20 protein-coding genes are annotated in these 22,161 nt (G+C 65.5%); 9 read left to right on the plus strand and 11 right to left on the minus strand.

Features of this window, described 5'->3' with window-relative positions; translation table 11 throughout:
- Positions 1 to 7 precede the first annotated feature (7 nt).
- The 3 genes from panD to pdxS all read right to left on the minus strand — a co-directional run bounded on the left by panD (position 8) and on the right by pdxS (position 2,317).
- Positions 8 to 400 carry an aspartate 1-decarboxylase gene (gene panD, locus ACTQ1Z_RS02305; RefSeq protein ID WP_293815554.1) on the minus strand — a complete coding sequence of 131 codons (393 nt, stop codon included), beginning with the start codon at positions 398 to 400 and terminating at the stop codon, positions 8 to 10.
- A 460-nt stretch (positions 401 to 860) separates the two neighbouring features.
- Entirely contained in the window at positions 861 to 1,433 is a 573-nt protein-coding gene (gene pdxT / locus ACTQ1Z_RS02310) for a pyridoxal 5'-phosphate synthase glutaminase subunit PdxT (protein ID WP_441858442.1), read from the minus strand.
- Positions 1,433 to 2,317 (minus strand): pyridoxal 5'-phosphate synthase lyase subunit PdxS, encoded by an 885-nt coding sequence (gene pdxS, locus ACTQ1Z_RS02315; RefSeq protein WP_441858444.1) that lies wholly within the window; start codon positions 2,315 to 2,317, stop codon positions 1,433 to 1,435. Before pdxS ends, pdxT begins: the two co-directional genes overlap by 1 nt.
- Positions 2,318 to 2,610: 293 nt before the next feature.
- Here pdxS and pdxR point away from each other — a divergent pair, with 293 nt between their 5' ends.
- Positions 2,611 to 4,113: a MocR-like pyridoxine biosynthesis transcription factor PdxR gene (gene pdxR / locus ACTQ1Z_RS02320; protein WP_441858446.1), complete on the plus strand. Its 1,503-nt coding sequence runs from the start codon at positions 2,611 to 2,613 to the stop codon at positions 4,111 to 4,113.
- A 675-nt stretch (positions 4,114 to 4,788) separates the two neighbouring features.
- Entirely contained in the window at positions 4,789 to 5,739 is a 951-nt protein-coding gene (locus ACTQ1Z_RS02325; RefSeq protein WP_441858448.1) for a hypothetical protein, read from the plus strand.
- A gap of 170 nt (positions 5,740 to 5,909) precedes the next feature.
- On the opposite strand, the gene ACTQ1Z_RS02330 is transcribed toward ACTQ1Z_RS02325, so the two are convergent.
- The 7 genes from ACTQ1Z_RS02330 to ACTQ1Z_RS02360 all read right to left on the minus strand — a co-directional run bounded on the left by ACTQ1Z_RS02330 (position 5,910) and on the right by ACTQ1Z_RS02360 (position 12,533).
- Entirely contained in the window at positions 5,910 to 7,031 is a 1,122-nt protein-coding gene (locus ACTQ1Z_RS02330) for a Rossmann-like and DUF2520 domain-containing protein (protein ID WP_441858450.1), read from the minus strand.
- Entirely contained in the window at positions 7,031 to 7,891 is an 861-nt protein-coding gene (panC, locus tag ACTQ1Z_RS02335; RefSeq protein ID WP_343006022.1) for a pantoate--beta-alanine ligase, read from the minus strand. Before panC ends, ACTQ1Z_RS02330 begins: the two co-directional genes overlap by 1 nt.
- Positions 7,891 to 8,736, minus strand: coding sequence for a 3-methyl-2-oxobutanoate hydroxymethyltransferase (gene panB / locus ACTQ1Z_RS02340; protein WP_441858452.1), 846 nt, complete (start codon positions 8,734 to 8,736; stop codon positions 7,891 to 7,893). Before panB ends, panC begins: the two co-directional genes overlap by 1 nt.
- A 102-nt stretch (positions 8,737 to 8,838) precedes the next feature.
- Positions 8,839 to 9,255 carry a (deoxy)nucleoside triphosphate pyrophosphohydrolase gene (locus ACTQ1Z_RS02345; RefSeq protein ID WP_320680403.1) on the minus strand — a complete coding sequence of 139 codons (417 nt, stop codon included), beginning with the start codon at positions 9,253 to 9,255 and terminating at the stop codon, positions 8,839 to 8,841.
- A 211-nt stretch (positions 9,256 to 9,466) separates the two neighbouring features.
- A complete protein-coding gene (locus tag ACTQ1Z_RS02350; protein WP_441858454.1) occupies positions 9,467 to 9,625 on the minus strand; it encodes a hypothetical protein in 159 nt (52 codons plus the stop codon).
- A gap of 76 nt (positions 9,626 to 9,701) precedes the next feature.
- Complete coding sequence (gene dcm, locus ACTQ1Z_RS02355) at positions 9,702 to 10,982, minus strand: DNA (cytosine-5-)-methyltransferase (RefSeq protein ID WP_441858456.1); 1,281 nt, start codon at positions 10,980 to 10,982, stop codon at positions 9,702 to 9,704.
- A 186-nt stretch (positions 10,983 to 11,168) separates the two neighbouring features.
- Positions 11,169 to 12,533: a Sau3AI family type II restriction endonuclease gene (locus ACTQ1Z_RS02360; RefSeq protein WP_441858458.1), complete on the minus strand. Its 1,365-nt coding sequence runs from the start codon at positions 12,531 to 12,533 to the stop codon at positions 11,169 to 11,171.
- A 159-nt stretch (positions 12,534 to 12,692) separates the two neighbouring features.
- On the opposite strand from ACTQ1Z_RS02360, the gene ACTQ1Z_RS02365 reads away from it, so the two are divergent.
- Positions 12,693 to 13,673, plus strand: coding sequence for a Gfo/Idh/MocA family protein (locus tag ACTQ1Z_RS02365; RefSeq protein WP_441858460.1), 981 nt, complete (start codon positions 12,693 to 12,695; stop codon positions 13,671 to 13,673).
- Between the two features lie 123 nt (positions 13,674 to 13,796).
- Here ACTQ1Z_RS02365 and ACTQ1Z_RS02370 read toward each other — a convergent pair whose 3' ends face one another.
- Positions 13,797 to 14,765, minus strand: a complete 969-nt coding sequence (locus tag ACTQ1Z_RS02370) for a 3'-5' exonuclease (protein ID WP_441858462.1) — start codon at positions 14,763 to 14,765, stop codon at positions 13,797 to 13,799.
- A 449-nt stretch (positions 14,766 to 15,214) separates the two neighbouring features.
- Here ACTQ1Z_RS02370 and ACTQ1Z_RS02375 point away from each other — a divergent pair, with 449 nt between their 5' ends.
- The 6 genes from ACTQ1Z_RS02375 (at position 15,215) to ACTQ1Z_RS02400 (ending at position 22,153) form a co-directional block, all read left to right on the plus strand.
- Entirely contained in the window at positions 15,215 to 15,832 is a 618-nt protein-coding gene (locus ACTQ1Z_RS02375) for a DUF6088 family protein (RefSeq protein WP_320679280.1), read from the plus strand.
- A 230-nt stretch (positions 15,833 to 16,062) separates the two neighbouring features.
- Positions 16,063 to 18,990, plus strand: a complete 2,928-nt coding sequence (locus ACTQ1Z_RS02380) for an FAD-dependent oxidoreductase (RefSeq protein ID WP_441858464.1) — start codon at positions 16,063 to 16,065, stop codon at positions 18,988 to 18,990.
- 1 nt (position 18,991) lies between these two features.
- Complete coding sequence (locus ACTQ1Z_RS02385) at positions 18,992 to 19,366, plus strand: DUF1667 domain-containing protein (protein WP_441858466.1); 375 nt, start codon at positions 18,992 to 18,994, stop codon at positions 19,364 to 19,366.
- A 101-nt stretch (positions 19,367 to 19,467) separates the two neighbouring features.
- The gene (locus ACTQ1Z_RS02390) at positions 19,468 to 20,871 is read left to right on the plus strand and encodes a CCA tRNA nucleotidyltransferase (RefSeq protein ID WP_441858468.1); all 1,404 of its coding nucleotides are present in this window, start codon (positions 19,468 to 19,470) and stop codon (positions 20,869 to 20,871) included.
- A gap of 672 nt (positions 20,872 to 21,543) precedes the next feature.
- Positions 21,544 to 21,750: a hypothetical protein gene (locus ACTQ1Z_RS02395; RefSeq protein WP_320679284.1), complete on the plus strand. Its 207-nt coding sequence runs from the start codon at positions 21,544 to 21,546 to the stop codon at positions 21,748 to 21,750.
- Positions 21,740 to 22,153, plus strand: a complete 414-nt coding sequence (locus ACTQ1Z_RS02400; protein WP_441858471.1) for an acetyl-CoA carboxylase biotin carboxyl carrier protein subunit — start codon at positions 21,740 to 21,742, stop codon at positions 22,151 to 22,153. The genes ACTQ1Z_RS02395 and ACTQ1Z_RS02400 overlap by 11 nt, the downstream gene beginning before the upstream one ends.
- Positions 22,154 to 22,161: the final 8 nt, after the last annotated feature.

A 22,161-nucleotide genomic window follows, 5' to 3' on the forward strand; every position in this document is an offset into this window, starting at 1 on the left:
TGCTTGCCTAGGCCATGTCCTCGAGACGGCCGTGGCGCTCGTAGCGGGTGATGCGGGCGGGCGCGTTGTTCTCGTCGACGAAGACGACGTGCGGCGCGTGCTCGGATGCCTCCTCCGGGGTCATCTGGCAGTAGCACATGATGATGACCTTGTCGCCAACGTTCACGAGGTGGGCGGCGGCACCGTTCAGGCAGATGACGCCGCTGCCGGCCTCGCCGGCGATGGCGTAGGTCTCGAGACGGCTGCCGTTGTCGACGTCCGCGACCTGGACCTTCTCGTACTCGCGGATGCCGGAGGCGTCCAGGAGGTCCTGGTCGATGGTGATGGAACCGACGTAGTCGAGCTCGGCCTGGGTGACCGTGGCGCGGTGAATCTTGCCCTTGAGCATGTTGAGCTGCATTGTTCTCGCTCTCTTTAGCGCTTCGCGCGCGATGTCGCGCGTCTAACGAATATACGGTACACCTCAAGGGACTCCGACGCGAGACGCTGCGCCCGAAGCCCATCGTAATTGCGCGATGTGAGCGGCACCCGTGGCATTCGCGACATCCGTGACAGGTGCGATGTGCACGGCGCCCGCGGCGAAAAAGAGCCCTGCCGGCGCGAACCGACGGGACTCTTCCTGGTTGGCCGTCACGCGGCCGACGGTGCGGGAATCTGGCTAGGCCGCCGGGGCCGTCGCTTCGGTGGCGTCCCCGGTGGGGCCGCCTTAAGAGCGGGGCCGTCGCCAACCGGTTTGACGACGGCCCCGCTGAGCCATGGCTTGGTCGCGGGCGATTGGCGATGAGTCCTGCAAGACTATCCAACCGGAGCGACCGGTGATGTTGTTGTGCAGCGTTGCCGCGCGCGGGCGATAAGGCCTGCTAAAGCGACAGGAACAGCTCGTGGACGCGCGTGTCCTCGTCCAGCTCGGGGTGGAAGGCGAGGGCGAGCTGGTTGCCCTGGCGCGCGGCGACAATGCGGCCATCGACGGTCGCGAGCGCCTCGGCGGCCTCACCCACGGAGACGATCCTCGGCGCGCGGATGAACGTCATCGGGACCTCGCCAATGCCCTTGAGCTCCGCGTACGCATGGAAGCTCCCGAGCTGCCTGCCGTAGGCGTTGCGCTCTACCTCGACGCCCATCGTGGCGAGGCGCGGCGTGCCCTTGTCGTCGTGCGCCGCGAGCGTCTTGGCCAGGAGGATCATGCCCGCGCAGGTGCCCAGCGTTGGCATGCCCTCCTCGATGCGCCTGCGGAGCGGCTCGAACATGCCGAGCTCGTCCAAGAGCTTGCCCTGCGTGGTCGACTCGCCGCCGGGGAGGATGAGGCGGTCGAAGGGCTGTTCGAGGTCAGACGCCTGCCTGAGCTCGATCCAGTTCGCTCCCAAGCGCTCGAGCATCTGCTCATGCTCGGCGAAGGCGCCCTGAACTGCGAGGATTGCGGTCGTGCACGGCATTAGCGGCCACGCTCTTCCATGATGATGTCGATCTCGTCGGCGTTGATGCCCACCATGGCCTCGCCGAGGTTCTCGGAGAGCTGGGCGATGAGCTTGGCGTCCTGGTAGTTTGCGACGGCCTTGACGATGGCGTCGGCGCGCTTGGCCGGGTCGCCGCTCTTGAAGATGCCGGATCCCACGAAGACGCCCTCGGCGCCGAGCTGCATCATGAGCGCGGCGTCGGCGGGGGTGGCCACGCCGCCGGCGGCGAAGTTAACGACGGGGAGCTTGCCGGTCTCGTGGACCTCGCGCAGGAGACTGACGGGGACACTGAGCTGCTTGGCTGCTTCGAAGACCTCGTCGTCGCGCAGGGCGACGGTGTCGCGGATCTGCTTCTGGATCTTGCGCATGTGGCGCACGGCCTGGACGACGTCGCCGGTGCCCGGCTCGCCCTTCGTGCGGATCATCGTGGCGCCCTCAGCGATGCGGCGAAGAGCCTCGCCGAGGTCGCGGGCGCCGCAGACGAACGGCACGTCGAAGGCGGTCTTGTCGATGTGGTAGGTGTCGTCGGCGGGGGTGAGGACCTCGGACTCGTCGATGTAGTCGATCTCGATGGCCTGGAGGATCTGCGCCTCGACGATGTGGCCGATGCGGCACTTGGCCATGACGGGGATGGAGACGGCCTCCTGGATGCCGCGGATCATCGCCGGGTCGCTCATGCGGCTGACGCCACCGGCAGCGCGGATGTCGGCCGGGATGCGCTCGAGGGCCATGACGGCGCAGGCGCCGGCCTTCTCGGCAATGCGCGCCTGCTCGGGCGTGGTGACGTCCATGATGACGCCGCCCTTGAGCATCTGCGCGAGCTGGCGGTTGAGGGCTACGCGGTCCTGGGTCTCGTTCTCCATGCTGGTCTCCTTCGTTGTTTGCTTCGGGTTGCGGTGGCTCGCGCGCGGGCGGGTGGCGCGCATGGATGGCGCGACTTGGTCGCGCCGGTTGCGCCCGGTTGGAGCCGGTTTACCTCCGGTTTGGGCCGGTTGCGCCCGGTTGGAGTCGGCTTGCAGCGCTAAGCTCGTGTTCGCAACCACCGATGACTTTCGAGGACATAGGCTACGCTGGAGCTGGCCTTGGCAAAATATCCAAACTGAGAGAAACTTAGAAGGTCAGAATAAGGCCAGATGCAGGGGAGCGATAAGGCCAGATGCTTGACTACGATTTGGGCCAGCGTGGTGACGAGAGCCTCTATGACTATCTCTACCAGCGGATTCGCGATGACATCTCTTCTGGTGAGCTGCGCGAGGGCGCACGGCTGCCGTCGAAGCGCGCGCTGGCGGAGCATCTTGGCGTGAGCGTCGTGACCGTGGAGGGGGCGTATCGCCAGCTGGTCGTTGAGGGGTATATCGAGTCGCGGCCGCGTAGCGGCTACTTCGTGTGCGACTTGCAGGGATCTTTGGCGCCGGCGCTCGGCGTGCGTGCGGGGGTGGCAGCGACTGGCGACTTGCCGCGGATGCCGGGACGCGACGAGGGGCCGCGCTCGGTTGACTTCGCTCTTGGGGCGCGCGGTGCGGAGCAGGATGCGGCGAGCCTCTGGACCCGCGCTCTTCGCCAGGCGCTCGCCTCCGAGTCCGAGGCCGAGCTCTTCGCCCCGGCTCCCGCGAAGGGGACGCCCCGCCTGCGGGAGGCGATCGCGTCCCACCTGCGCCATACGAGGGGAATGGTGGTCGACCCGGAGAACGTCGTGGTTGGAGCGGGCGCGCAGATTCTTGACTCGTGCATCGTGCAGCTTCTTGGCCGCGAGCGCGCCTATGGTGTCGAGGATCCCGGTTATCCTCGCCTGATGCGGCTTTATGCGGCGAATGGCGTCGAGGTGAGGCATGTCCCCATTGACGAGGCGGGCGTTCGCGTTGACGCTCTGGCATCGAGCGACGTTGGCGTGATGCACGTCATGCCGTCGCACCAGTTTCCGACGGGGTGCGTTACGAGCATCGGCAGGCGCTATGAGCTGCTGGGATGGGCGGCGGACGCAACGGCGGGGGAGCGCTGGATCATCGAGGACGACTATGACTGCGAGTTCAGGCTCGCGGGGCGTCCCGTTCCTGCGCTCGCGAGCGTCGACGCCATGGGGCGTGTGATCTACACGAACACGTTCTCGAAGAGCCTTGGCTCGGCGCTGCGACTCGCTTATATGGTGCTTCCCGATAGTCTGATGGAACGCTATGGCTCTGAGCTGGGGTTCTATTCCTCGACGGTGAGCACGGTCGACCAGGTGACGCTGGCGCGGATCCTGGAGGACGGCAGCTACGAGCGACATGTCGCTCGCGTGCGCAAACGCGCCCGCGACGAGCGCGATCGTCTCCGCGAGCTGGTTGCCGCGGGCGCCTTTGGCCCTGGCGTTCGCCTCGAGCACGCGGACGCCGGCTTGCATTGCGTCCTCGCAATTCCCGTTGCCTCGCAGCTAGCCGCCCCGTCCGACGCCGCCCCGCGCCCGGCAACCTCGCTCGATGCCGCCACCCCGGCGACCCCGCCCGTCGCCTCCTCGCGCCCAGCAACCCCGCTCGATGCCGCCTCGTACCCAACATGTCCGGAATACGTGCTCGCTGCACTTCGCGAGCAGGGCTTTTCCGCCCAGCCCATCGCGGATTTCACCTTTCTGCCGCAAGACACCCCTCGCGACACCAATCGCCTGCTCGTTAACTATTGTTAGCCGCCGGGCACTAGAGAGCCGTCTTATCGAGCGCGTCCGAAGCGCTAGTTTTGCCGTTCGAGCGCTATCTCGACGCTCGCTGGGAATGCGTCGCGAAAAATGGACGTTAAGTAGGGCTCTCTCGGTGCTCGCGGGGAGTGCGCTGTGAATAATTGACCTTAAGTAGGGGGCTATTTGCCTACCTGCCGAGTAGACCCGCTTTTCGGCCGATGGCGACCTGGGGTTTTGCGGCGCTACATCTGGGTCTACTCGGGCAATCCCGGATTAGCCCCCTACTTAGCGGTTTTTCTATTTCGTGCCCGGTTTTGCGGCCTCGCTGGCATGGTTTGCCTTCGATTCTTCTTCTAGCTTCGCGCACGCGTTGGTTCCGGCTATTTTGATATACGCGAAATGTTATTTGTCAGATTCTTGTTAGATATTGTCTGACCTGCAGTTATATCGCATCTTTGCCAGCGTTTACCGATTCGGTGCGCCTAAAATGTCCGCTCGCCGAAGAGTCACCAGAATGGCGTGTGTCCCCTCCTCGGCACGGCTACCTTCTCTGAAACCACGTATCGGGGAGGGTGCATGTCCGAGGTCTTCTGCGGTCCCACCGCGTTTAAGCTCCATAGAATCCCGCCGCAGGTAATCGGCCTGTGTCCGCCATTGCCTCAGCCGCGGGGCGACAAGAATCGAATGGAGCTGCGCTCCCATCCCGTCGTGAGGGAGATCTTGGGCACGCCGCTTCACAGATTGGTGTTCTCTCGTAACGAGCTGTCGAACGGAAAGCTATTTCGAGACCACTTCTGGTCTGGCGAGTGCCCCCTCGGCTCAATCTGGGAGCACGAGCTCGGGGTCAGCGTCACCTCCCCGGCGATGACCCTGCTCGGCCTCGCCTCCGTTATCCCATTCCCGCAGCTCCTCATGGCCGTCTACGAAATGTGCGGCGGCTTTGCGGTCTTTCGGCCAAGCGAGGCGATTGAGGAGGCGATGCGCAAATACTGGCACGGCGGCAGCGAAAGACTCGGGTTTTGGAAAAGGGTTATGTCCACGAAGGGAGCCCCTATGAGTCTCTGGATGCGCCCGCCGCTTCTCGAGCTCGATGAGCTCAAACTCTTTGCATCCGAGGTTGCCGGCCACAGGGGAGCGCGCCCGCTCGCCGAGGCCGCCGAGCTCATGACGGGCCCATGCGGGTCGCCGCTCGAGGTACAGGCGAGCCTGCTGCTCGGCCTTCCTAGGCGCCTGGGCGGCATGGGCCTTACGGACATCGAGAACAACAAGGTGATCCGCCTCTCAAGCGACGCTCGGGCGCTGTGCGGCAAGAGCACGTGCCGTGCGGACATCTATCTCGAGGCACGGGGTGCGGGCCGGCCGGTCGACATCGAGTGCCAGGGTGCGGTGGTGCACGACTCGAACGAGTCGGCGCTCTCGGATTCCCGGAGAATCGCGGCTCTGCAGAGCATGGGCATCGAGGTGGTTCCGGTCACGTTCGATCAGATTAGCGACGCGCGCAGTTTGAACGCGATGGTATCGCTGGTGGCAAAGCGCTCTGGTCGTAAGGTCGCGCCAAAGAGCGAAAGCCTTCTGCGACGCGAGCTTGACCTGCGGAGAAACGTGCTCATCGACTGGAATGTGCTCGTGGATTAGCTGGCGGAGAAGGGCGAGTAAGGTCGGACGAGGGCGGATGGCCCCGCGGAATCAAAAGCGCGCGATGCGGGTCGTCCTCGCATCGCGCGCTTCGTTTGACTATGTCACGCGGACGGAGGTCCCTCGCCGCCCGTCCACAGCTATCCGGCGGCGCGTGACGCTCCCAGGCGCTAGCCCTCGGTGGCGCGGCGACGCACGATGTCGACCAGCTGCTCGGTCAGGAGCTGGTAGGCCTGGCGGTCGCGTCCTTCGAGGCGGGCGAGGTGGGCGTCGATCGTGGCGTGGTCGCCGCGAACAGCGGGGCCGGTGAGAGAGGCCTCGACGCCGTCTTTCGCGATGTGCTCGGCGTTGCCGAGGAACAGGGGTGCCAGCGCGGCCTCCGCTCCGACGCGGTCAAACCCGCAGCGCACGAGCTCGCCGGCGGCCATGTCGAAGAGTCCCACCACGAGGTTCGACGCCATGACGGCGGCGGCGTGGTAGCGGGTCTTCGCACCCGCGGCGATGCGCGAAACCTGGTTGCCTCGCGCGCGGAGGAGGCCGGCCATGAGGCCGACGGCCCAGTCATCGCCCTCGAGCGTGAAGCTCGCGCGGCCAAACTCGCGCCAGCAATCGAACCTGCTGCTCACGGCATAGAGCGGATGCGCCGAGCACACGTGGGCGCCAAGCTCGCGCGCTCCCGCGAAGATGCCGGAGGCGAGCGCGCCCGAGCAGTGCACGACGAGCTTGTCGCGCAGGCTGAGCTCGCCGGCGCGAGCGGCCCGCGCGAGCTCAGCCCACACGTCTGCGATCGAGGTGTCCGGCGTGGTCACGAGCAGTAGGTTCGCGGCGCGGGCGGCCTCGATGGGGGAGGCGAACACGGCGCCCCCGGCAAACTCGACGGCCTCGCGCGCGTGCGCCTCGTCATGCGAGCAGAACCCAACCACGTCGACTGCGGCGCTCTCGCCGAGGTAACGCCCGAGCGAGCATCCCACCTTGCCGGCGCCCACGACGGCAAGGCGAAGCCGTCCCGGCCCGGCGCACACACGCGGCGGCACCGGAGCGCCCTCCGCCGTGGCGCGAGCGGCGTGCTTCGGCGCGGGGATACGCTCGGGAGCTGCGGCGATGGCATCGCCCCAGGCGTCGGCGGCGGGCACGAGAGGTGCCGGCGCACCAGCACCGGCGGACGCGAGAGGCATCGCCGCGCCGCCAGCAGCAGCCACGCCGGCCGCCACAGGCGAGGGCGCCGGCGCACCAGCACCGGCACCCTCCTCGACCAATCCGCGACGCGTCCTCTGTTCGAACCCTGCAGCCACTACTTGGCAGCCTTGGGGTCGAAGATGAAGTTGTCGATCAGGCGCGTCTTGCCGATGTAGACAGCCATGGCGCACAGGATCGGCTCGTCGGCGATCTTCTCGATCTGGACGATGTTCTCGAAGTCGACCATCTTTACGTAGTCGATCTTCGCGAGCGGCTCGGCCTCGATGATGGCCTTCATGGCGTCGAGCACGGTCGCGGCGTCACGCTCGCCGTCCTCGACCATCTTCTGTCCGGCGAACACGGCGCGCGACAGGCACAGCGCCGCGGTGCGCTCCTCGGCGGAGAGGTAGGTGTTGCGCGAGCTCTTGGCCAGGCCGTCCTCCTCGCGGATGATCGGGCAGCCGACGATCTCGATGCCGAAGTTCAGGTCGCGCACCATGCGGCGGATGACGGCGAGCTGCTGGGCGTCCTTCTGACCGAAGTAGGCGCGGTCCGGCGTGACGATGTTGAAGAGCTTGGAGACGACGGTACACACGCCGCGGAAGTGGATCGGGCGCGTGAGGCCGCAGAGCTCGTGCGTGAGCTCGTCCATGTTGACGTAGGTGCAGGCGTTGGGAGCGTACATCTCAGAGGGCTCGGGGTGGAAGACCAGCGCGGCGCCGGCCTCCTCGCACAGCTTGCAGTCACGGTCGAAGTCGCGCGGGTAGCTCTCGAGGTCCTCGGTCGGGCCGAACTGCGTGGGGTTCACGAAGTCGGACACGACGACGCGGTCATTCTCCGCGGCGGCGCGCATAATCAGGCTCTTGTGGCCCTCGTGCAGGAAGCCCATGGTGGGGACGAGGCCGACGGTCAGGCCCTCGCGCTTCCACTCACGAACCTGCTCGCGAACCTCGGCGACGGTAGCAGCGGTCTTCATTAGTTGTTCCTCCTGATCTGGTCCATGACCTCGGCATCAATCTTGAAACCGTTCTCGGCGGCGGGGAACTCGCCCGCCTCCACGGCATTGGCGTACGCCTGATAGGCATCGCGCATGGCGTCGCCCACCTGGGCGAACTGGCGAACGAACTTGGGCTTGAAGCCACCCGGCGTCATGCCGAGGAGGTCCTGCGCGACGAGCACCTGGCCGTCGCACGCGGAGCCGGCTCCGATGCCGATGGTGAAGCAGTGGGTGAGCTTGCTCGTGATGAACTCCGCGAGGTCGCTCGGGACGCACTCGAGCACGACGGCGAAGGCGCCCGCGGCCTCGACGGCGAGCGCGTCGTCGACGATGCGTTGCGCGTTCTCCGCGCTCTTGCCCTGGACCTTGAAGCCACCGAAGCTGTTGGCGCTCTGCGGGGTCATGCCCACGTGGCCGACGACGGGGATGCCTGCCTCGACGATCGCGTGGATCTGCGGGGCGCAGCGCACGCCACCCTCGAGCTTGACGGCGTTGCAGCGGCCCTCCTTCATGAGGCGGCCGGCGTTGTGCAGGGCCTCCTCGACGCTGGCCTGGTAGGACATGAACGGCATGTCGCCAACGACGAAGGTGTCGCTCGTCGCGCGCGTGACGGCGCGCGTGTGGTGGACCATGTCGTCCATCGTGACGGGGATGGTGTCCTCGTAGCCGAGCATCGTCATGCCGAGGGAGTCGCCCACGAGGATCATGTTGATTCCCGCCGCCTCGACGATTGACGCCATGGTGTAGTCGTAACTGGTGACCATGGTCACCTTCTTGCCCTCCGACGCCTGTTTGGCGAGGGTGAGGACGGTGTTCTTTGCCATGCGCTTTCTCTCCCTTATTTGCGCTTACGCCCGTGTGGGCGCCTGGCTATTGTAGTCCCCTTAAAGGACACGTGCAGGGCCCCGAACGAAAGCGGCCGCTTCCTACATGTGCATGTCGTTGAAGACGTCTGCCCACGCAAAGCCGAACGACTTCACGACGTCGAGGTCCGCCGGGAGCCAGTCGACGGAGAGGAGCTCGTCGCGACCGAGCCAGGCGAGCTCCGCGTGGTCGAGGAGCTGTGGCTCGGCGGATGGGTCGACGGGTGCGCAGAAGACGTCCATCTCCATCGTGAACTCGGGGTATGCGTGCGTGACCGTGGTGAATGGCCAGAGCACGCCGAGGGTGAGGCCGAGCTCCTCGCTGATCTCGCGGCGGCAGGCGTCCTCGGCGCTCTCGCCGGGCTCGAGCTTGCCGCCGGGCAGCTCCCAGCCCTCCATGCCGTGCTCGCGCCGCGCGGCGAGAACTTTGTTGTCTCGCACGATGATTGCGGCTGCTACGTGCAGGTTCTTGTCAGCCATGGTCCTCCTGTTCGCCGGTCGCGCCGGCATCGCGTTTCGTCCGAGGAGATTCTACCCGCGCGGACGCGGGCGTGTCCGAGGGAGTGCGGGCGAATGCCGAGGAGGGCGCGAATGCCGAGGAGGACGAGAAGGACGCTGGACGAGAAAAACCCGCCCCTGGCCTGCATGATTGGCCAAGGGCGGGTTCCGAGTCTAGCGAAAGATATCCACGCTACAAGACGTAGTCCTCACGAAGGGACTTGACAGCCTCAAGCAGGTTTTCGGTGCCCTCGTAGGCACCATCGATTTCGTTCGAATCTAGGCGTGCTTTGATTTGCTCTGCGAGGACCTCGATCTGCTCTAGCTGCTGGGAGAATTTGACTGCTGCCATGGGTGTCCTTTCGTCCGCTTCCGTTGTTAAACCATTATCGGAGATAAGCCGGACACTAAATCAGAGGCAGGTCATGCTACCTGAGCTCGCAAATTGCCTTTCCGATGAGGTGGGGGACACCCGTGACCAGGGCGTTTCCCATGCAGAAGGCACGGTTTCCGTCGGTCATGCCCGTGTTCGTCCAGCCGCGGGGGAAGCCCTGGAGCTGGTCGAGCTCATCCGGCACGAGACGGCGATAACGTCCGTCTTCGCACTTGATGACGTGCTTGAAGCGACTCGCACCCCTTCCGCCTTCGCCGGTGAGGATGGTGCGCGACGGCCTGTCAGTGGCATCCGGGAAGGCCATCTGGCCTTCCGAGTACCAATAGGTGAAGCCCGTCTTCTTATTGGTGCGCTCCTCGCGCTTCGAACCCTTGAGGTACTCCCACTTGGGCAGCTGCTCGGGCTCGATGAAGAACTCCTCCGACACTTCGTCAAGCGGGATAAGAACGTCGCCGAGGGTCTTGCGAGCTCCGTCGTACTTCTCGATGACAGGGCATGTCAGGACGCGATGACCTACCATGACGCCAGCATCCATGAACGGAGAGGTCTTGCCCGTGAGGTTGAAGTTCTCCGAAGCGTCGTAGGGATCCTCGGGGACGAAGACCTCGCGGGTGTTCTTCTCGCCGGGCGCCTCCATCGGGAAGGCGCGGGACATGACGCCGTCCTGGAGGCGCGTCTCGATCGTCCAGTCGGCGTTTCGCTCGGCAAAGATGTAGACACGCTTTCGGCGCTGGGGGAATCCGTACTCGGCGCTGTTGACGACGCGCCACTCGACCGAGTAACCGCGCTCGGCGAGGCAGGAGAGGATGATCGCGAAGTCGCGGCCGCGCTGGGAAGCGGGGCTCTTGAGCAGGCGATCGACGTTCTCGAACAGGCAATAGCGCGCCGCGTCCTCGCTCCTATCGTTCTGGAGCTTGAGGAAACGATAGATGTCCCACCAGAGGACGCCCTTCTTGCCCTCGATACCGTGCGCCTGAGAGAGCGGGCGAGCGACGGAATAGTCCTGGCAGGGGAATCCTCCGACGACCATATCGATAGTGGGGATATCTATTTCTCCACGCTCTGCTTGGTCAAGGACCTGGTTGATATCTTCGTTTACGACGGAGCCCTCTCCAAAGTGCGACTTATAGCAGCGGGCGGCGAACTGGCGAGCCTTAGATCCGGGCGGCTCCCACTGGTTGGCCCAGATGGTCTTGAAGGGGCCCGCGGAGGGCATATCGAACTCGGGGTGTGCAGGATCGTGATAGCCGTCAAGGCCAAGACGAAACCCGCCGACGCCCGCAAAGAGCTCGGCAACTTTAATTTCCTTGGACACGTTTCTCCAATCGCTACTGTGTCCTGTTGGGTTAGCCCAAGAGGGCTAACCCAGATACACTACTCGATCTCTATCAGTTTTGACAAGTCGCTTTATTGCCGGATAAGAGCCAAATAGACCACTCTCGTGGAGCGGGACGCAACATTAATACGATGAGAGAAGTCTCCGTATAGATGCGGACATTAATCACTTCTCAGTCGTCATCATCTTGGCAATCTCATCTCTGAGGTACGACTGATTGAGCCAGAAGCACTTTTTCGTGACGGGGTCACCGTGTGGCTGCGGCCTTGTGTCAGCCTTGTTGCGAGCGTGAGGACGGACATGACAGCAGCGATTCTCCGAGGACTTTATCGAGCTCTCCGCGTTGCCTTCAATGACGTTGTTTCGCATCTGCTCGTAGCAGCGCTTTGCTTCAGGCATGTCTTCTTCTGGCATTCTCCAGAAGAAGACGTCCTTCAGGACGTAGTTCTCGTCTCCAGCGTCCTGGTAGACGACAAATAGATAGAGCTGCTCAAGCTGCTCCTTGAACAAGGAATCCTCGAAGGGTGTTTCTTCAAGCTCGAAATAGTCGATTGCCGGGAATGAAACGGCTTCCTTTGGCGTTCCGTTTGGACGAAGCCTAATTGTCTTGGGCTTAGCGCCTGCCTTATCGAGTTCCGCAATGGTGCTTTTGTCGCCAACGCCAAGGATTCGGTTGGTCACGAGCGCGTATGCGCTTTTTGCCGAGGAGTTCACCTCAAACAGCTCTGTGAGCTCGTCTTGATTCATGCCGAAATAGGGCTCGAATCTCTTGCGAATGAGCTCGAGAATGCCGAGGGACTCTTCACCGCTCTCTCGTCTGATCGATTCGGAGTGGGCTAGAAGCTGGCGTTCAACGCCAGTCATATAGGAGGCCTTGAAGGCCCATGCTCTCGGCTTGGCGGGCTCGTCCGAGAAGGGCTGGGACGTTCTGATGGAGCTGTCCTTTGCCTTTGTGCATGCTTCGAGGTACATGGTGTCGCTGCCAGAGATATCCTCGGCGTGGCCGTTCATGACCTTGGAGACAACCGTTTCCCAGTCCTTCTTAATCTGGGGGATGTCGCTATCGGGAATCTGCCAACGTTCCGCGAATTGAATCTTATAGTCGACGGGGTTCTTGTCCGGCTCATACAGATAGGAAATAAGCGCGAGGTCAGCGACCTTATCAAGTAGGTGGCTATCCTCGAAAGTCTCCATGGGTACGTGCATGTAGTCGATCATCGTCAGGACGAGACGTTCCTTGGCGATGAGCTGACCATCTGCCCTCTTTTTCATGGGAGTTGTTTTGAGCTCGAGACCCGCTTCAGCAAAGTCTGGAGCCGAGTCGCTATTGATGGCATAGCCGAAGTAATACTGCTCGACAGCGTTGCCGAAGGAGCCACGTCTTGTGTGAGGGTCTGGCAGGTCTGGCGCGTCGCACATCTCGCGTAGTGTCTTGCCCTCAAGGCGCTTGGCGTACTCGATAATGGAGTCCGCGCTGGTCGGGTCATAAGCGAGGCTGATCTCGTTGCTTGAGGCGGTATCACGAGTCATGACGCGCTCCGATCGGTTATTGTGAGGCATGGGGTGTTTAACGCTCCGTTCCATTGTCGCGAAACGAGCGAACGCGCTCAAGGGTGGTGTGTAGGGCCTCAGATATGAACCCCTCGCTATCCTCATACCAGACACGCAACCAATGAAGGCGAGGTCAAGATGGGTGCATCGGAAATCCGCTGGGGAATCCTCGGGGCGGGCGGAATCGCGAAGAGGTTCGCGGCTAGTCTCGAGACCGTGGAGGGTGCCAGGCTCGTTGCGGTCTCCGGTCGTTCGGCGGAGCGCCTTGCCGCCTTCGCTCCTGCCCACATCTATGCCGATGGCGCGGATGGCTCCTCCGCTCACGCGAGCCTCATCGCAGACCCTGAGGTCGATGCTATCTACCTCGCACTCCCGCACTCCATGCACCTCCGCTGGGTGCTCGAGGCCACGCGTGCCGGCAAGCCCGTGCTCTGCGAGAAGCCGGCCGTCCTTACCGAGGCGGAGGCCCGTCTGCTCGCCGATGCTGCCCGTAGCTCGAACACCCTCTTCATGGAGGCGATGAAGTGCCGCTTCGTGCCGCTCCACGCCCGAGTGCGCGCCCTCATTGACTCCGGCGAGCTCGGGCGTGTCTGCGAGCTGACGTGCTCGCAGTGCGTCGACTATGGAGAGGACAACCTCCGCTATCTCGTCGACCCTGTTGGCGGCGGTGCCCTCTATGACCTCGGCTGCTACCCGATGAGCTGGGTCGAGGAGCTTACGCAAGGCAATGAGCCCCAGGTCAGCGCACGTGCAAACTGGCGCGATGTCTCCGGTGGGCGTGTCGACTGGTCTGGAGACGCCAACCTCGACTTTGGAGACGTGCGTACGACCATCCACTGGGCGGGTGACTCCGCGGAGTATGACTGCTCCGTCCTGATTCGCTGCGAGCGGGGGAGCGTCCTCGTCGAGCGCGCGCACCGTCCGGAGCGCGCGGTGGTGAGCCGTCCGGGCATGGAAGACGAGGTCATAGCCGTGCCCTACGATCCGGATGACTTCCACGGCGAGATCGCGCACTTCTGCGAACTCATGCGCGCCGGCGCCACGGAGAGTCCTGTCATGCCGCTTGCCGCAACCATCCGTAACGCCCGCCTGATCGATGCCGTTCGTGCGGTGATGTAGACCTCTTGTTCGCTCGGCGATGTAGGACTCTTCTCGCACTAGCTCAGGGCCGCCCGCCCGTGACGGTACGTGTCACAGGCGGGCGCCCCTGATAATTGCGCCTTGAAGTGGTCGCAGACCGAGCTACGCCTTGAAGCAGTTGCGGGCGGAGAACTCGGCCTGGACGGTCCTGAGCATGAGCTCCGTGTCGTCGAGACCCTGGTGTACCTCGGCCTCATTGGTGGCGAGGGTGCCGCGCCTGCGGGCCCAGTTCTCGAGGGATGCGGGAGAGCTCTCGCGCGGCAGGGTCTTGACCTCGGGGTCGAGCTGGCGACAGATGTCGCGGGAGTCCACGGGCACAATCTTGCCCGCGCGCCTCGCCTCGGCATATCCGTCGAGGTGAAGCGTGAACCAGGAGTCCTCGAACGCCGCGTTGTGCGCCATCATCGGGTACTTCTTCATGAGCTTCAGGAGCTTGGTCTGCAGGGCCTTGTTCTCGCGGAAGGGGATCTTGCCGTCGACGTCGGCCCAGGTGATGTGGTGGATGTTCTCGAGGGGCACGCCCTTCTCGGCGTACATTTCCGGAATGCCGCAGAAGTAGGCCTCGGCACCGGTGGGGTCGGCGTCTGCCGTGAGCTCCATGAGCTCGAAGCCCACGTTGACGATGTAGCCGCGGTCCGGGTAGCGATCCGTCGTCTCGATGTCGATGCCCAGGACCGTGCCCTTGACGGGCTTGGAGACGTAGGAGACGGCGAGGTTGTTGCGGTCGCCGCGGATCTCGCGGATGACGGTCGTGGCCTTGCGCTTCTGGAGCGCGGCGACGCCGGCGCAGAGGTCCTCGTCGCTCATGCCACGGGCGAGGCTGTGGTCGCGCGTGTTGGCGAGGCGATCGATGCCCATCTGGTCGCAGAGCTCGCGGTTGCGGTCCGCGAGGTCGCGGATGACGTCGTAGGAGAAACTGGGGTTGTCGTTCTTGGCGAACTCCTCGCGAAGCGCGGCCATGGCCTCCTCGTTCTTCTGACGCTCGGAGTCCATGGCGGGGAAGCCCTCGCAGTAGACGATTTCGGGGATGAAGAGCGCGCTTGCGTGCTCGAGTGCCTGGCTGACGTTCATGCTGCTCCTTATGGGTGTGCGCGGCGGGTGCGGGCGTGCCCGGCTAAGGCCGGGCGGCGTGCGCTCGTGTGCGGCTGCGGTGTTGACTTGCGCTTGCCCGAGCGCGGCGGGCGCGGGCGACTGTTTCACGGCTTGGCATGGTAGCACGGCCAAGCGACGCGGGCGCGGACGCCGCGGGCCGCGCGAGTACGGGCGCGCTGCCTCGCGCGTCCGCGAGCGTGTTTGCCCACGAATTTATGTCCCGAGTGCTTGAGAGAATATAAAAAAGCCGGGGAAAACGTCCCCGGCACTTGGAGGCCTTCCTAACGGAAAACCAAGATATTCATACCATAGATTTGTGCGTGAGAGTGGTGAGAGTGCTGACTGGGACGATGAGGAGGTGGCGCCGTTGGGCCAATGCTGATGAAAAAAGTATATACTTTTTTCATCACACAGAGAGGAGAACTGTCATGTCTGAGGCAGAGAGTATGGTCGATCGTATAGAGAGCTTCGGACCTGGCAAGGCTTTTACGGCTGCCGATTTCTCTGATATCGCCGGCAGACGCAACGCTGCGAACGCCCTCGGACGCATGCATGCCAGGGGCGGCCTCGCACGTGCCGTTCGCGGCGTCTACTACGTGCCTGAGAAAAGTGCGCTTATGGCCTGCGAGGTACCAGCCAGTGCCGATGAAGTCGTTCGCGCTATCGCTCGTGCCAACAAGTGGGTCGTCGCCCCGTCCGGCGATGCCGCGCTTAACGCGCTGGGTCTCGATACCCAGGTGCCCGCCAAGCTCGTTTACGTCAGCAGCGGTCCCTATAAGCGATATGAATACGGACCTTATGAGATTGAGCTCAGGCATCGCGCCAACCGCGACCTGCTTGACTGCTCACAGACCACTTGCATCATCGTCCAGGCTCTCAAAGAACTAGGCCGCGAGAACGTAGGCAGCAAAGAAATCGGAATGCTCGCGCGCAACCTTACGGAGCGACAGGTTGATGTGTTTCTAAAAGAGTCAGCAGGACTAACCTCATGGGTTGCCGATGCCGCCCGGAGGGTACGGGAGGCGAAGAATGGACAGGATTGCTAGGGCTTCTGCCGACAGAAATTGTCACCTACATGGCTGAGCTTGAGGAAACCATCAACGGGCAAGGCTAAACAAAAACGCATCCGATTCAGGATTGCATTATGACGTCGTAGCCGCTTTCCTCTCCGCGTCCGCGACCTTACATAAGCCCGTTCCCCGAAGGCCCGCGGTGGCGGCATACGCCGTGGGGGACAATGCAAACGTTTTCATGTCGAACCGATGGGAGAACTGCCATGGCGTGTTTTGTGGGGTCCGCGGGCGTGCGCGACTCGTATGACGTCGCTGTCGTGGGTGCGGGTGTCGCCGGGTGCTGTTGCGCCCGTGAGCTCGCGCGATATGACCTCGACGTCCTCGTCCTCGAGGCGGGCGACGACATCGCCTGCGGTGCGACGCGCGCCAACTCGGGCATCATCCATGGCGGCTATGACCCTGAGCCGGGCACGGCGAAGGCCCACTATAACGTCGCGGGATCGAAGCTCTTCCCCCGGTGGGCGGACGAGCTAGGATTTGCCTACATCCACAACGAGTCGCTGGTGGTCGGCTTTGGCGACGAGGACGAGGTCGCCCTCGCGGGTCTTCTCGAGCGCGGCCGCGCCAACGGCGTCGAGGGGCTCTCGATCATCTCCGGAGACGAGGCACGTGAGCTCGAGCCGGCCCTGTCGCCCGAGGTCACCTGCGCGCTGCGCGTCTCGACGGGCGCCATCTGCGACCCGTATGAGGTTGCCTTCGCCTCGCTCGAGAATGCTGTCAAGAACGGCGTGAGCGTCGCATTTGACGCGCGTGTCTCCAAGCTCGCCCGCGAAGGGGAGGGCTTCTCCGTCACCCTCGTGGACGGCAAGGTCATCCGCGCCCGCGCCGTGGTGAACGCGGCGGGCGTCCGCTCTGACGAGCTCCACAACCAGCTCTCCGCCCGCAAACTCCATATAACCCCAGTTCGCGGCGAGTACAACCTGTATGACAACAGCCTCGAGACGCACTTCTCGCGCACGGTCTTCCAGATGCCCACGGCTGCGGGCAAGGGCGTCCTCGTGAGCCCCACCGTCCACGGCAACCTCTTCGTGGGCCCCAGCGCCGTCGCGCAGGACGACAAGGACGCCCTCGCCACCACGGCGGACGGCCTCGCCGCCGTCGTCGCGGGCGCCAAGCGCACCTGGCCGGGCGCCTCCACGCGCGGCGTCATCACCAACTTCACCGGCGTGCGCGCCAAGGGCGACACGCACGACTTCGTCATCGGCGAGCCGGATGACGTTCCGGGTCTCTTCGACATCGCCTGCCTCGAGAGCCCCGGCCTCTCGAGCGCGCCGGCGATTGGCTCAGACGTCGCCTCGCAGGTGGCGGCCCGCCTCGGTGCGGACGAGCGAGCGGGCTTCGAGCCCCGTCGCGCGCCGCGCCGGCGCCTCCGCCACATGGATGCCGAGCAGCGCGAACAGGCCGTAGCCGCCGATCCCGCCTGGGGCCACGTGGTCTGCCGCTGCAACGAGGTCTCCGAGGCGGAGGTCGTCCGTGAGCTTCACGGCACGCTCCCCGTGCTCTGCCTCGACGCCATCAAGTGGCGCACGGCGGCCACCATGGGCCGCTGCCATGGCGGCTTCTGCACGCCGGAGCTCGTCCGCATCATCGCCCGCGAGACGGGCCTTCGCCCGAGCGAGCTCGAGAAGCGCGGCCGCGGCTCGTGGATGGTCTCCCGCGAGAGGCCGGACTACGTGGAGCTCGCCCAGGCCGAGGGCAATGCGCCGCAGGTAGATAGCGTGTCTGACGAGTACGCGGACGCCGACGCTGCCGCGGAGCCCTACGACGTCGTCGTCGTGGGCGGGGGAGCCGCGGGTATGGCGGCAGCCGCTGCTGCGCGTGACGCCGGTGCTGCTCGCGTCCTTCTCGTCGATCGCGAGCCCACGCTTGGCGGCATCATGCGCCAGTGCGTCCACAACGGTTTCGGCCTCAAGCGCTTCTCCGAGGAGCTCTCCGGCCCCGAGTTCGCTGCGCGCGAGGCGGCCCGCCTCGACGGCGTGGAGGTCTGGCCTGGCACGAGCGTGCTGGGCATCGAGCGCGCGGGCGGCGCTGACGGTGCTGACGGCGTGGGCGGCGCTGACGCCGCGCCCGCGCTCCATGCGCTCGAGCTCGTGCGCCCCGAGGGGGCGAGGCGCGTCTTCGCCCGCGCGGTCGTCCTCGCGACGGGCTCGCGCGAGCGTGGCTTCGGCGCTCTCGGCATCGCGGGCGACCGTCCCTCCGGCATCTACACCGCAGGGTCCGCCCAGGCCCTCATCAACCTGCAAGGATGCCTCCCCGGTAAGCGCGCCGTCATCCTCGGATCCGGCGACATCGGCCTCATTATGGCCCGCCGCATGACACTCGAGGGCATGGAGGTCGAGGGCGTCTACGAGCTCCTCGCGCACCCGAGCGGTCTGCGCCGGAACATCGTCCAGTGCCTGGATGACTTCCAGATTCCGTTGCGCCTCTCGCATACCGTGGTGGCAACGCACGGCCGCACGCGCCTCGAGTCCGTCGACATCGCCGAGGTGGACCCCGCGACCAGGCGGCCCATCCCGGGCACCGAGGTCAATGTCGAGTGCGACACGCTCGTGCTTTCCTGCGGCCTCATCCCGGAGAACGAGCTCGCGCGCGAGGCGGGCGTCGAGCTCTGCGGTGGCACGGGTGGGGCTGTCGTCGACGAACTCCTCGCCACGAGTGTCCCGGGCATCTTCGCCTGCGGCAACGCCCTGCACGTCCATGACCTGGCAGACCTCGCCGCCAGCGAGGGCGACGTCGCCGGTGCGAGCGCTGCCGCCTGGGCGGCCGCGGTCGCGGCGGGGGAGGCGCGCGCGGATGGCGTTCACCGCATTCCCGTCCGCCAGGGCGAGGGCGTCGGCTCCGTGGTGCCCCAGCTCGTGCGCGCCGACGAGCGCGGGGTCGTTGCCCTCACGTTCCGTCCCGGCCGCGTCGCGCAGAACGTCGTCTTCGAGGCCGTGGCCGTCGCCGCCGATGGTACGGAGGTCCCGCTCAATTCGAGGCGCGCCCGCGTGGCGGTGCCCGCGGAGATGGAGCGCCTCGAGGTCTCGATTGCGGACGTCGCCGTGCCGGATCACCTCGAAGTTCGCATGGTTGAAGCCCCTGTCCGCGAGGTCGCGGCTGGGGTCGCTCCGGCTTCGAAGGGAGGCGAGTGACGTGTTCTATCCCGAGAGGCTCGAACTCACCTGCGTGTGCTGTCCCATGGGTTGCTCGCTCGTCGTCGAGCGTACCTCGGCCGATGAGGCCACTTACGTCTCCGGCGCCGGCTGTGCCCGAGGCAAGAAGTACGCTCCCGCCGAGGCCACCCGGCCCGAGCGCGTCGTCACCACCACCGTCTGCGTCCCCGGCGCGGCCGAGCCCCTCTCCGTGAGGACCGTCGCCCCCGTCCCCCGCGAGCTCATGGCCGAGGTCGTTGCCGCGGCCAAGGGCGCCGCCGCCGGCATGCGCGCGCCCGTCGCGATCGGCGACGTGGTGCTCGCGGACGCGTGCGGCACCGGCGTGGACGTAATCGCCACGAAGAGCGTGGGGTAGTGACAGCGCGCCGAGCGCGGTGGTGCCTTCCGATTGCCTCGGCACGGGCGGGACGCGTCGTATACTGTCCTCACTAATCCGCCGAGACGAAGGAGGGCGCCATGGGCGTCACGCATGCCATAGACCCCGCACTTGCGCCCGCCTATGGTCTCGCCGTGCTCGACGCCCTCGAGGCGGCCGGCCACGAGGCCTGGTTCGTCGGCGGCTGGGTGAGGGACGCCCTGCGCGGCGCTCCCGCCCACGACGTCGACGTCTGCACGGACGCCCCTTGGGAGGAGAGCGAGCGCGCCCTCGTCTCCGCCGGCATCACCGTTCACGAGACGGGCACGGCCCACGGCACGGTCACGGCCGTGGTCGAGGGGAAGCCCGTCGAAGTCACGACTTATCGCATTGACGGTGCCTACACGGACCACCGCCGCCCGGACTCCGTCACCTTCGTGACCGACGTCCGCGAGGACCTCGCGCGCCGCGACTTCACGGTCAACGCCATGGCGTGGCACCCCCGCCGCGGCCTCGTAGATCCCTTCGACGGCGCGGGCGACCTCGAACGCCGCCTCATCCGCGCCGTCGGCGTGCCTTCCGAGCGCTTCGAGGAGGACGCCCTGCGCCTGCTTCGCGCCGTGCGCTTCGCATGCCGGCTGGGGTTCGCCGTCGAGGAGGCGACGCAGGAAGCCCTCGTCGAGGCGGCACCCACGCTCTCCCAGGTCGCGCAGGAGCGGATCGGCACGGAGATGCGCGGCATCATGGTCTCCGGTAGGGCCGCCTGGGCGATGCGCGCGGAACGCGAAGTTATGCTCGCCGCCGTGCCGGAGCTCGCCCCCATGGTGGGCTTCGACCAGAGGAGTCCCTACCACGCCTATGACGTCTACGAGCACACGGTTCGCGTGATGGAGGGCGTCGAGTGTTACACCGGCGGCGTTACGTCCGAGCGCCTGCGCTGGGCCGCGTTCCTCCATGACATCGGGAAGCCCGCGTGCTTCACGGTGGGCGAGAACGGCCAGGGCCACTTCTACGGACATCCGCACGAGGGCGCCCGGATGACGGAGAAGATCCTCCGCCGCTTCGCCATTCCCCTCGAGCTCGCGCGTCCCGTCGTGGCGCTCGTCCGCCTACACGACCGCCCCATGAAGTCCGAGAAGCGCCCGCCCCTCAAGCTCCTCGCCGAGCTCGATTGCAGGAGCGGCGTGCGCACGCGCGGCGAGGCGATCGCCCTCATGCACGAGATGTTCGACCTGCGTCGTGCCGATGCCCTCGCCAAGGCGCCGGACTATCGTGATTGGGCCTGTGAGCTCGACCGATACGAGCGCATGCTGCGCGCCATCGACGCGAGCGGCGTCTGCTGGCGGACGAGCGACCTCGCCATCTCCGGCGGCGACGTCATTGCCGTGCGTGGCATCAAGCCCGGTCCTGAGGTGGGCAAGGCCCTTGAGCAGACCCTCGCTGCCGTGATGAACGGCCAGGTGGAGAACCGCCGCGACGCCCTCCTCGCCTGGCTTGCGAGGTAGCCTCGCGCCGCGGACCGCGCGTCGTTGCGTCGGGTGCTGGCCCTCGCCGCGTTGCGCTCGCGTTACCGCGTTGGGCGCGCCACACTCTCCTGGGGCTGTTCTTGAGCGAAGGCCGCCGCGTTGCGCGTGTCTCGCTTTCCCGGGGGCCGCTCTTGCGTCGAGACACACACTTTCTCGAGTTGTGCGGCCGGAATCGCGCCCATATCTCGATAAGTTGCATGTCTCGACGAGCCCACGGCCACGGGCGCACGCCACCGCCCTAGTCCCGCGCCCACGACAGCGCGCCGCCGCACTCGTCCCGCGTCGCCGCGCCCATGCCCGCGCGCCCACGCACTCCGCCCACGCACGTGATCGCCCTCGTCTCGCGCGCCGCCGTCGGCCACGTGCGCTCCCGCTCGCCGGATTGTGGACGCCGTGTGGAGAAACCCTGACAAATAAGCGACTCATCGGGGTACGCTCAGCTCATCAGCACAAGAAACCGCATCTTGGGAGGGATGGCTGATGGGCTTTCTCAGCAGGTTCTTTGGACGCAAAGACGCTGCTAGTGCACCATATAACGTTGCTTCGTCCGCTGTGGCGGCCCCCGTTGAGGCGGCTGCGCCCTCGGATGAAGCGATGTGGGTTGATGTCCCCCCCTTTATTGACCTTCCGGCAGGCGAGGAGCGTTCTCGCGTGGCCGTCATCGCTGCCGCCATCGCGGCGGGCGACAACCCAAACACCAAAGTGGACATACGGCGCGTCGGTCGGGTGAACCCCGAGTACCGACGCGTCTCGCTTATCGCGGCGTCGATCGCCGCGGGAGACAGGCCGGAGAGCACGTTCTCGTGCGTGCGCGTCCAGCGCCGTGTTGCGTTAGGGGAGGAGAACCATGCTTCGTAAGTTCAAGATCAAGATCGACGGCACTGAGTATCTCGTGGAGATGGAAGAGCTAACGGAGCCCGGCGCCGCACCCGCGCCCATAGCCGCTCCCGTCGCACCCGCTCCGGCCCCCGCGTCGCCCGCCCCGGCTCCCGTGGCTCCCGCTCCGGCAGCTCCTGCGCCCGCTCCGGCTCCCGCCGCGCCCGCTGGCGCGGATGCCCAGACGGCCCCCATGCCCGGCAAGATCCTCGAGCTCAAGCACAACGTTGGCGACGTCGTCGCGCAGAATGACTGCGTCCTCGTCCTCGAGGCCATGAAGATGGAGAACGCCATCGTCGCGGAGCACGCGGGCACCATCTCCGCCATTCACGTCACGGCTGGCCAGATGGTCAATCCCGGCGACGCGCTCTTCACCATCAGCTAGGGGGCGGC

Source organism: Parolsenella sp. LCP21S3_E11 (assembly GCF_052118165.1).
Classification (GTDB): Bacteria; Actinomycetota; Coriobacteriia; order Coriobacteriales; family Atopobiaceae; genus Parolsenella.

What these genes read in the sequence shown, in the direction of transcription:
- panD (WP_293815554.1), bottom strand. Translation starts at nt 400, where the DNA reads ATGCAGCTCAACATGCTCAAGGGCAAGATTCACCGCGCCACGGTCACC.
- pdxT (WP_441858442.1), bottom strand. Translation starts at nt 1,433, where the DNA reads ATGCCGTGCACGACCGCAATCCTCGCAGTTCAGGGCGCCTTCGCCGAG.
- pdxS (WP_441858444.1), bottom strand. Translation starts at nt 2,317, where the DNA reads ATGGAGAACGAGACCCAGGACCGCGTAGCCCTCAACCGCCAGCTCGCG.
- pdxR (WP_441858446.1), top strand. Translation starts at nt 2,611, where the DNA reads ATGCTTGACTACGATTTGGGCCAGCGTGGTGACGAGAGCCTCTATGAC.
- ACTQ1Z_RS02325 (WP_441858448.1), top strand. Translation starts at nt 4,789, where the DNA reads ATGGAGCTGCGCTCCCATCCCGTCGTGAGGGAGATCTTGGGCACGCCG.
- panC (WP_343006022.1), bottom strand. Translation starts at nt 7,891, where the DNA reads ATGAAGACCGCTGCTACCGTCGCCGAGGTTCGCGAGCAGGTTCGTGAG.
- panB (WP_441858452.1), bottom strand. Translation starts at nt 8,736, where the DNA reads ATGGCAAAGAACACCGTCCTCACCCTCGCCAAACAGGCGTCGGAGGGC.
- ACTQ1Z_RS02345 (WP_320680403.1), bottom strand. Translation starts at nt 9,255, where the DNA reads ATGGCTGACAAGAACCTGCACGTAGCAGCCGCAATCATCGTGCGAGAC.
- ACTQ1Z_RS02350 (WP_441858454.1), bottom strand. Translation starts at nt 9,625, where the DNA reads ATGGCAGCAGTCAAATTCTCCCAGCAGCTAGAGCAGATCGAGGTCCTC.
- ACTQ1Z_RS02360 (WP_441858458.1), bottom strand. Translation starts at nt 12,533, where the DNA reads ATGACTCGTGATACCGCCTCAAGCAACGAGATCAGCCTCGCTTATGAC.
- ACTQ1Z_RS02365 (WP_441858460.1), top strand. Translation starts at nt 12,693, where the DNA reads ATGGGTGCATCGGAAATCCGCTGGGGAATCCTCGGGGCGGGCGGAATC.
- ACTQ1Z_RS02370 (WP_441858462.1), bottom strand. Translation starts at nt 14,765, where the DNA reads ATGAACGTCAGCCAGGCACTCGAGCACGCAAGCGCGCTCTTCATCCCC.
- ACTQ1Z_RS02375 (WP_320679280.1), top strand. Translation starts at nt 15,215, where the DNA reads ATGTCTGAGGCAGAGAGTATGGTCGATCGTATAGAGAGCTTCGGACCT.
- ACTQ1Z_RS02380 (WP_441858464.1), top strand. Translation starts at nt 16,063, where the DNA reads ATGGCGTGTTTTGTGGGGTCCGCGGGCGTGCGCGACTCGTATGACGTC.
- ACTQ1Z_RS02390 (WP_441858468.1), top strand. Translation starts at nt 19,468, where the DNA reads ATGGGCGTCACGCATGCCATAGACCCCGCACTTGCGCCCGCCTATGGT.
- ACTQ1Z_RS02400 (WP_441858471.1), top strand. Translation starts at nt 21,740, where the DNA reads ATGCTTCGTAAGTTCAAGATCAAGATCGACGGCACTGAGTATCTCGTG.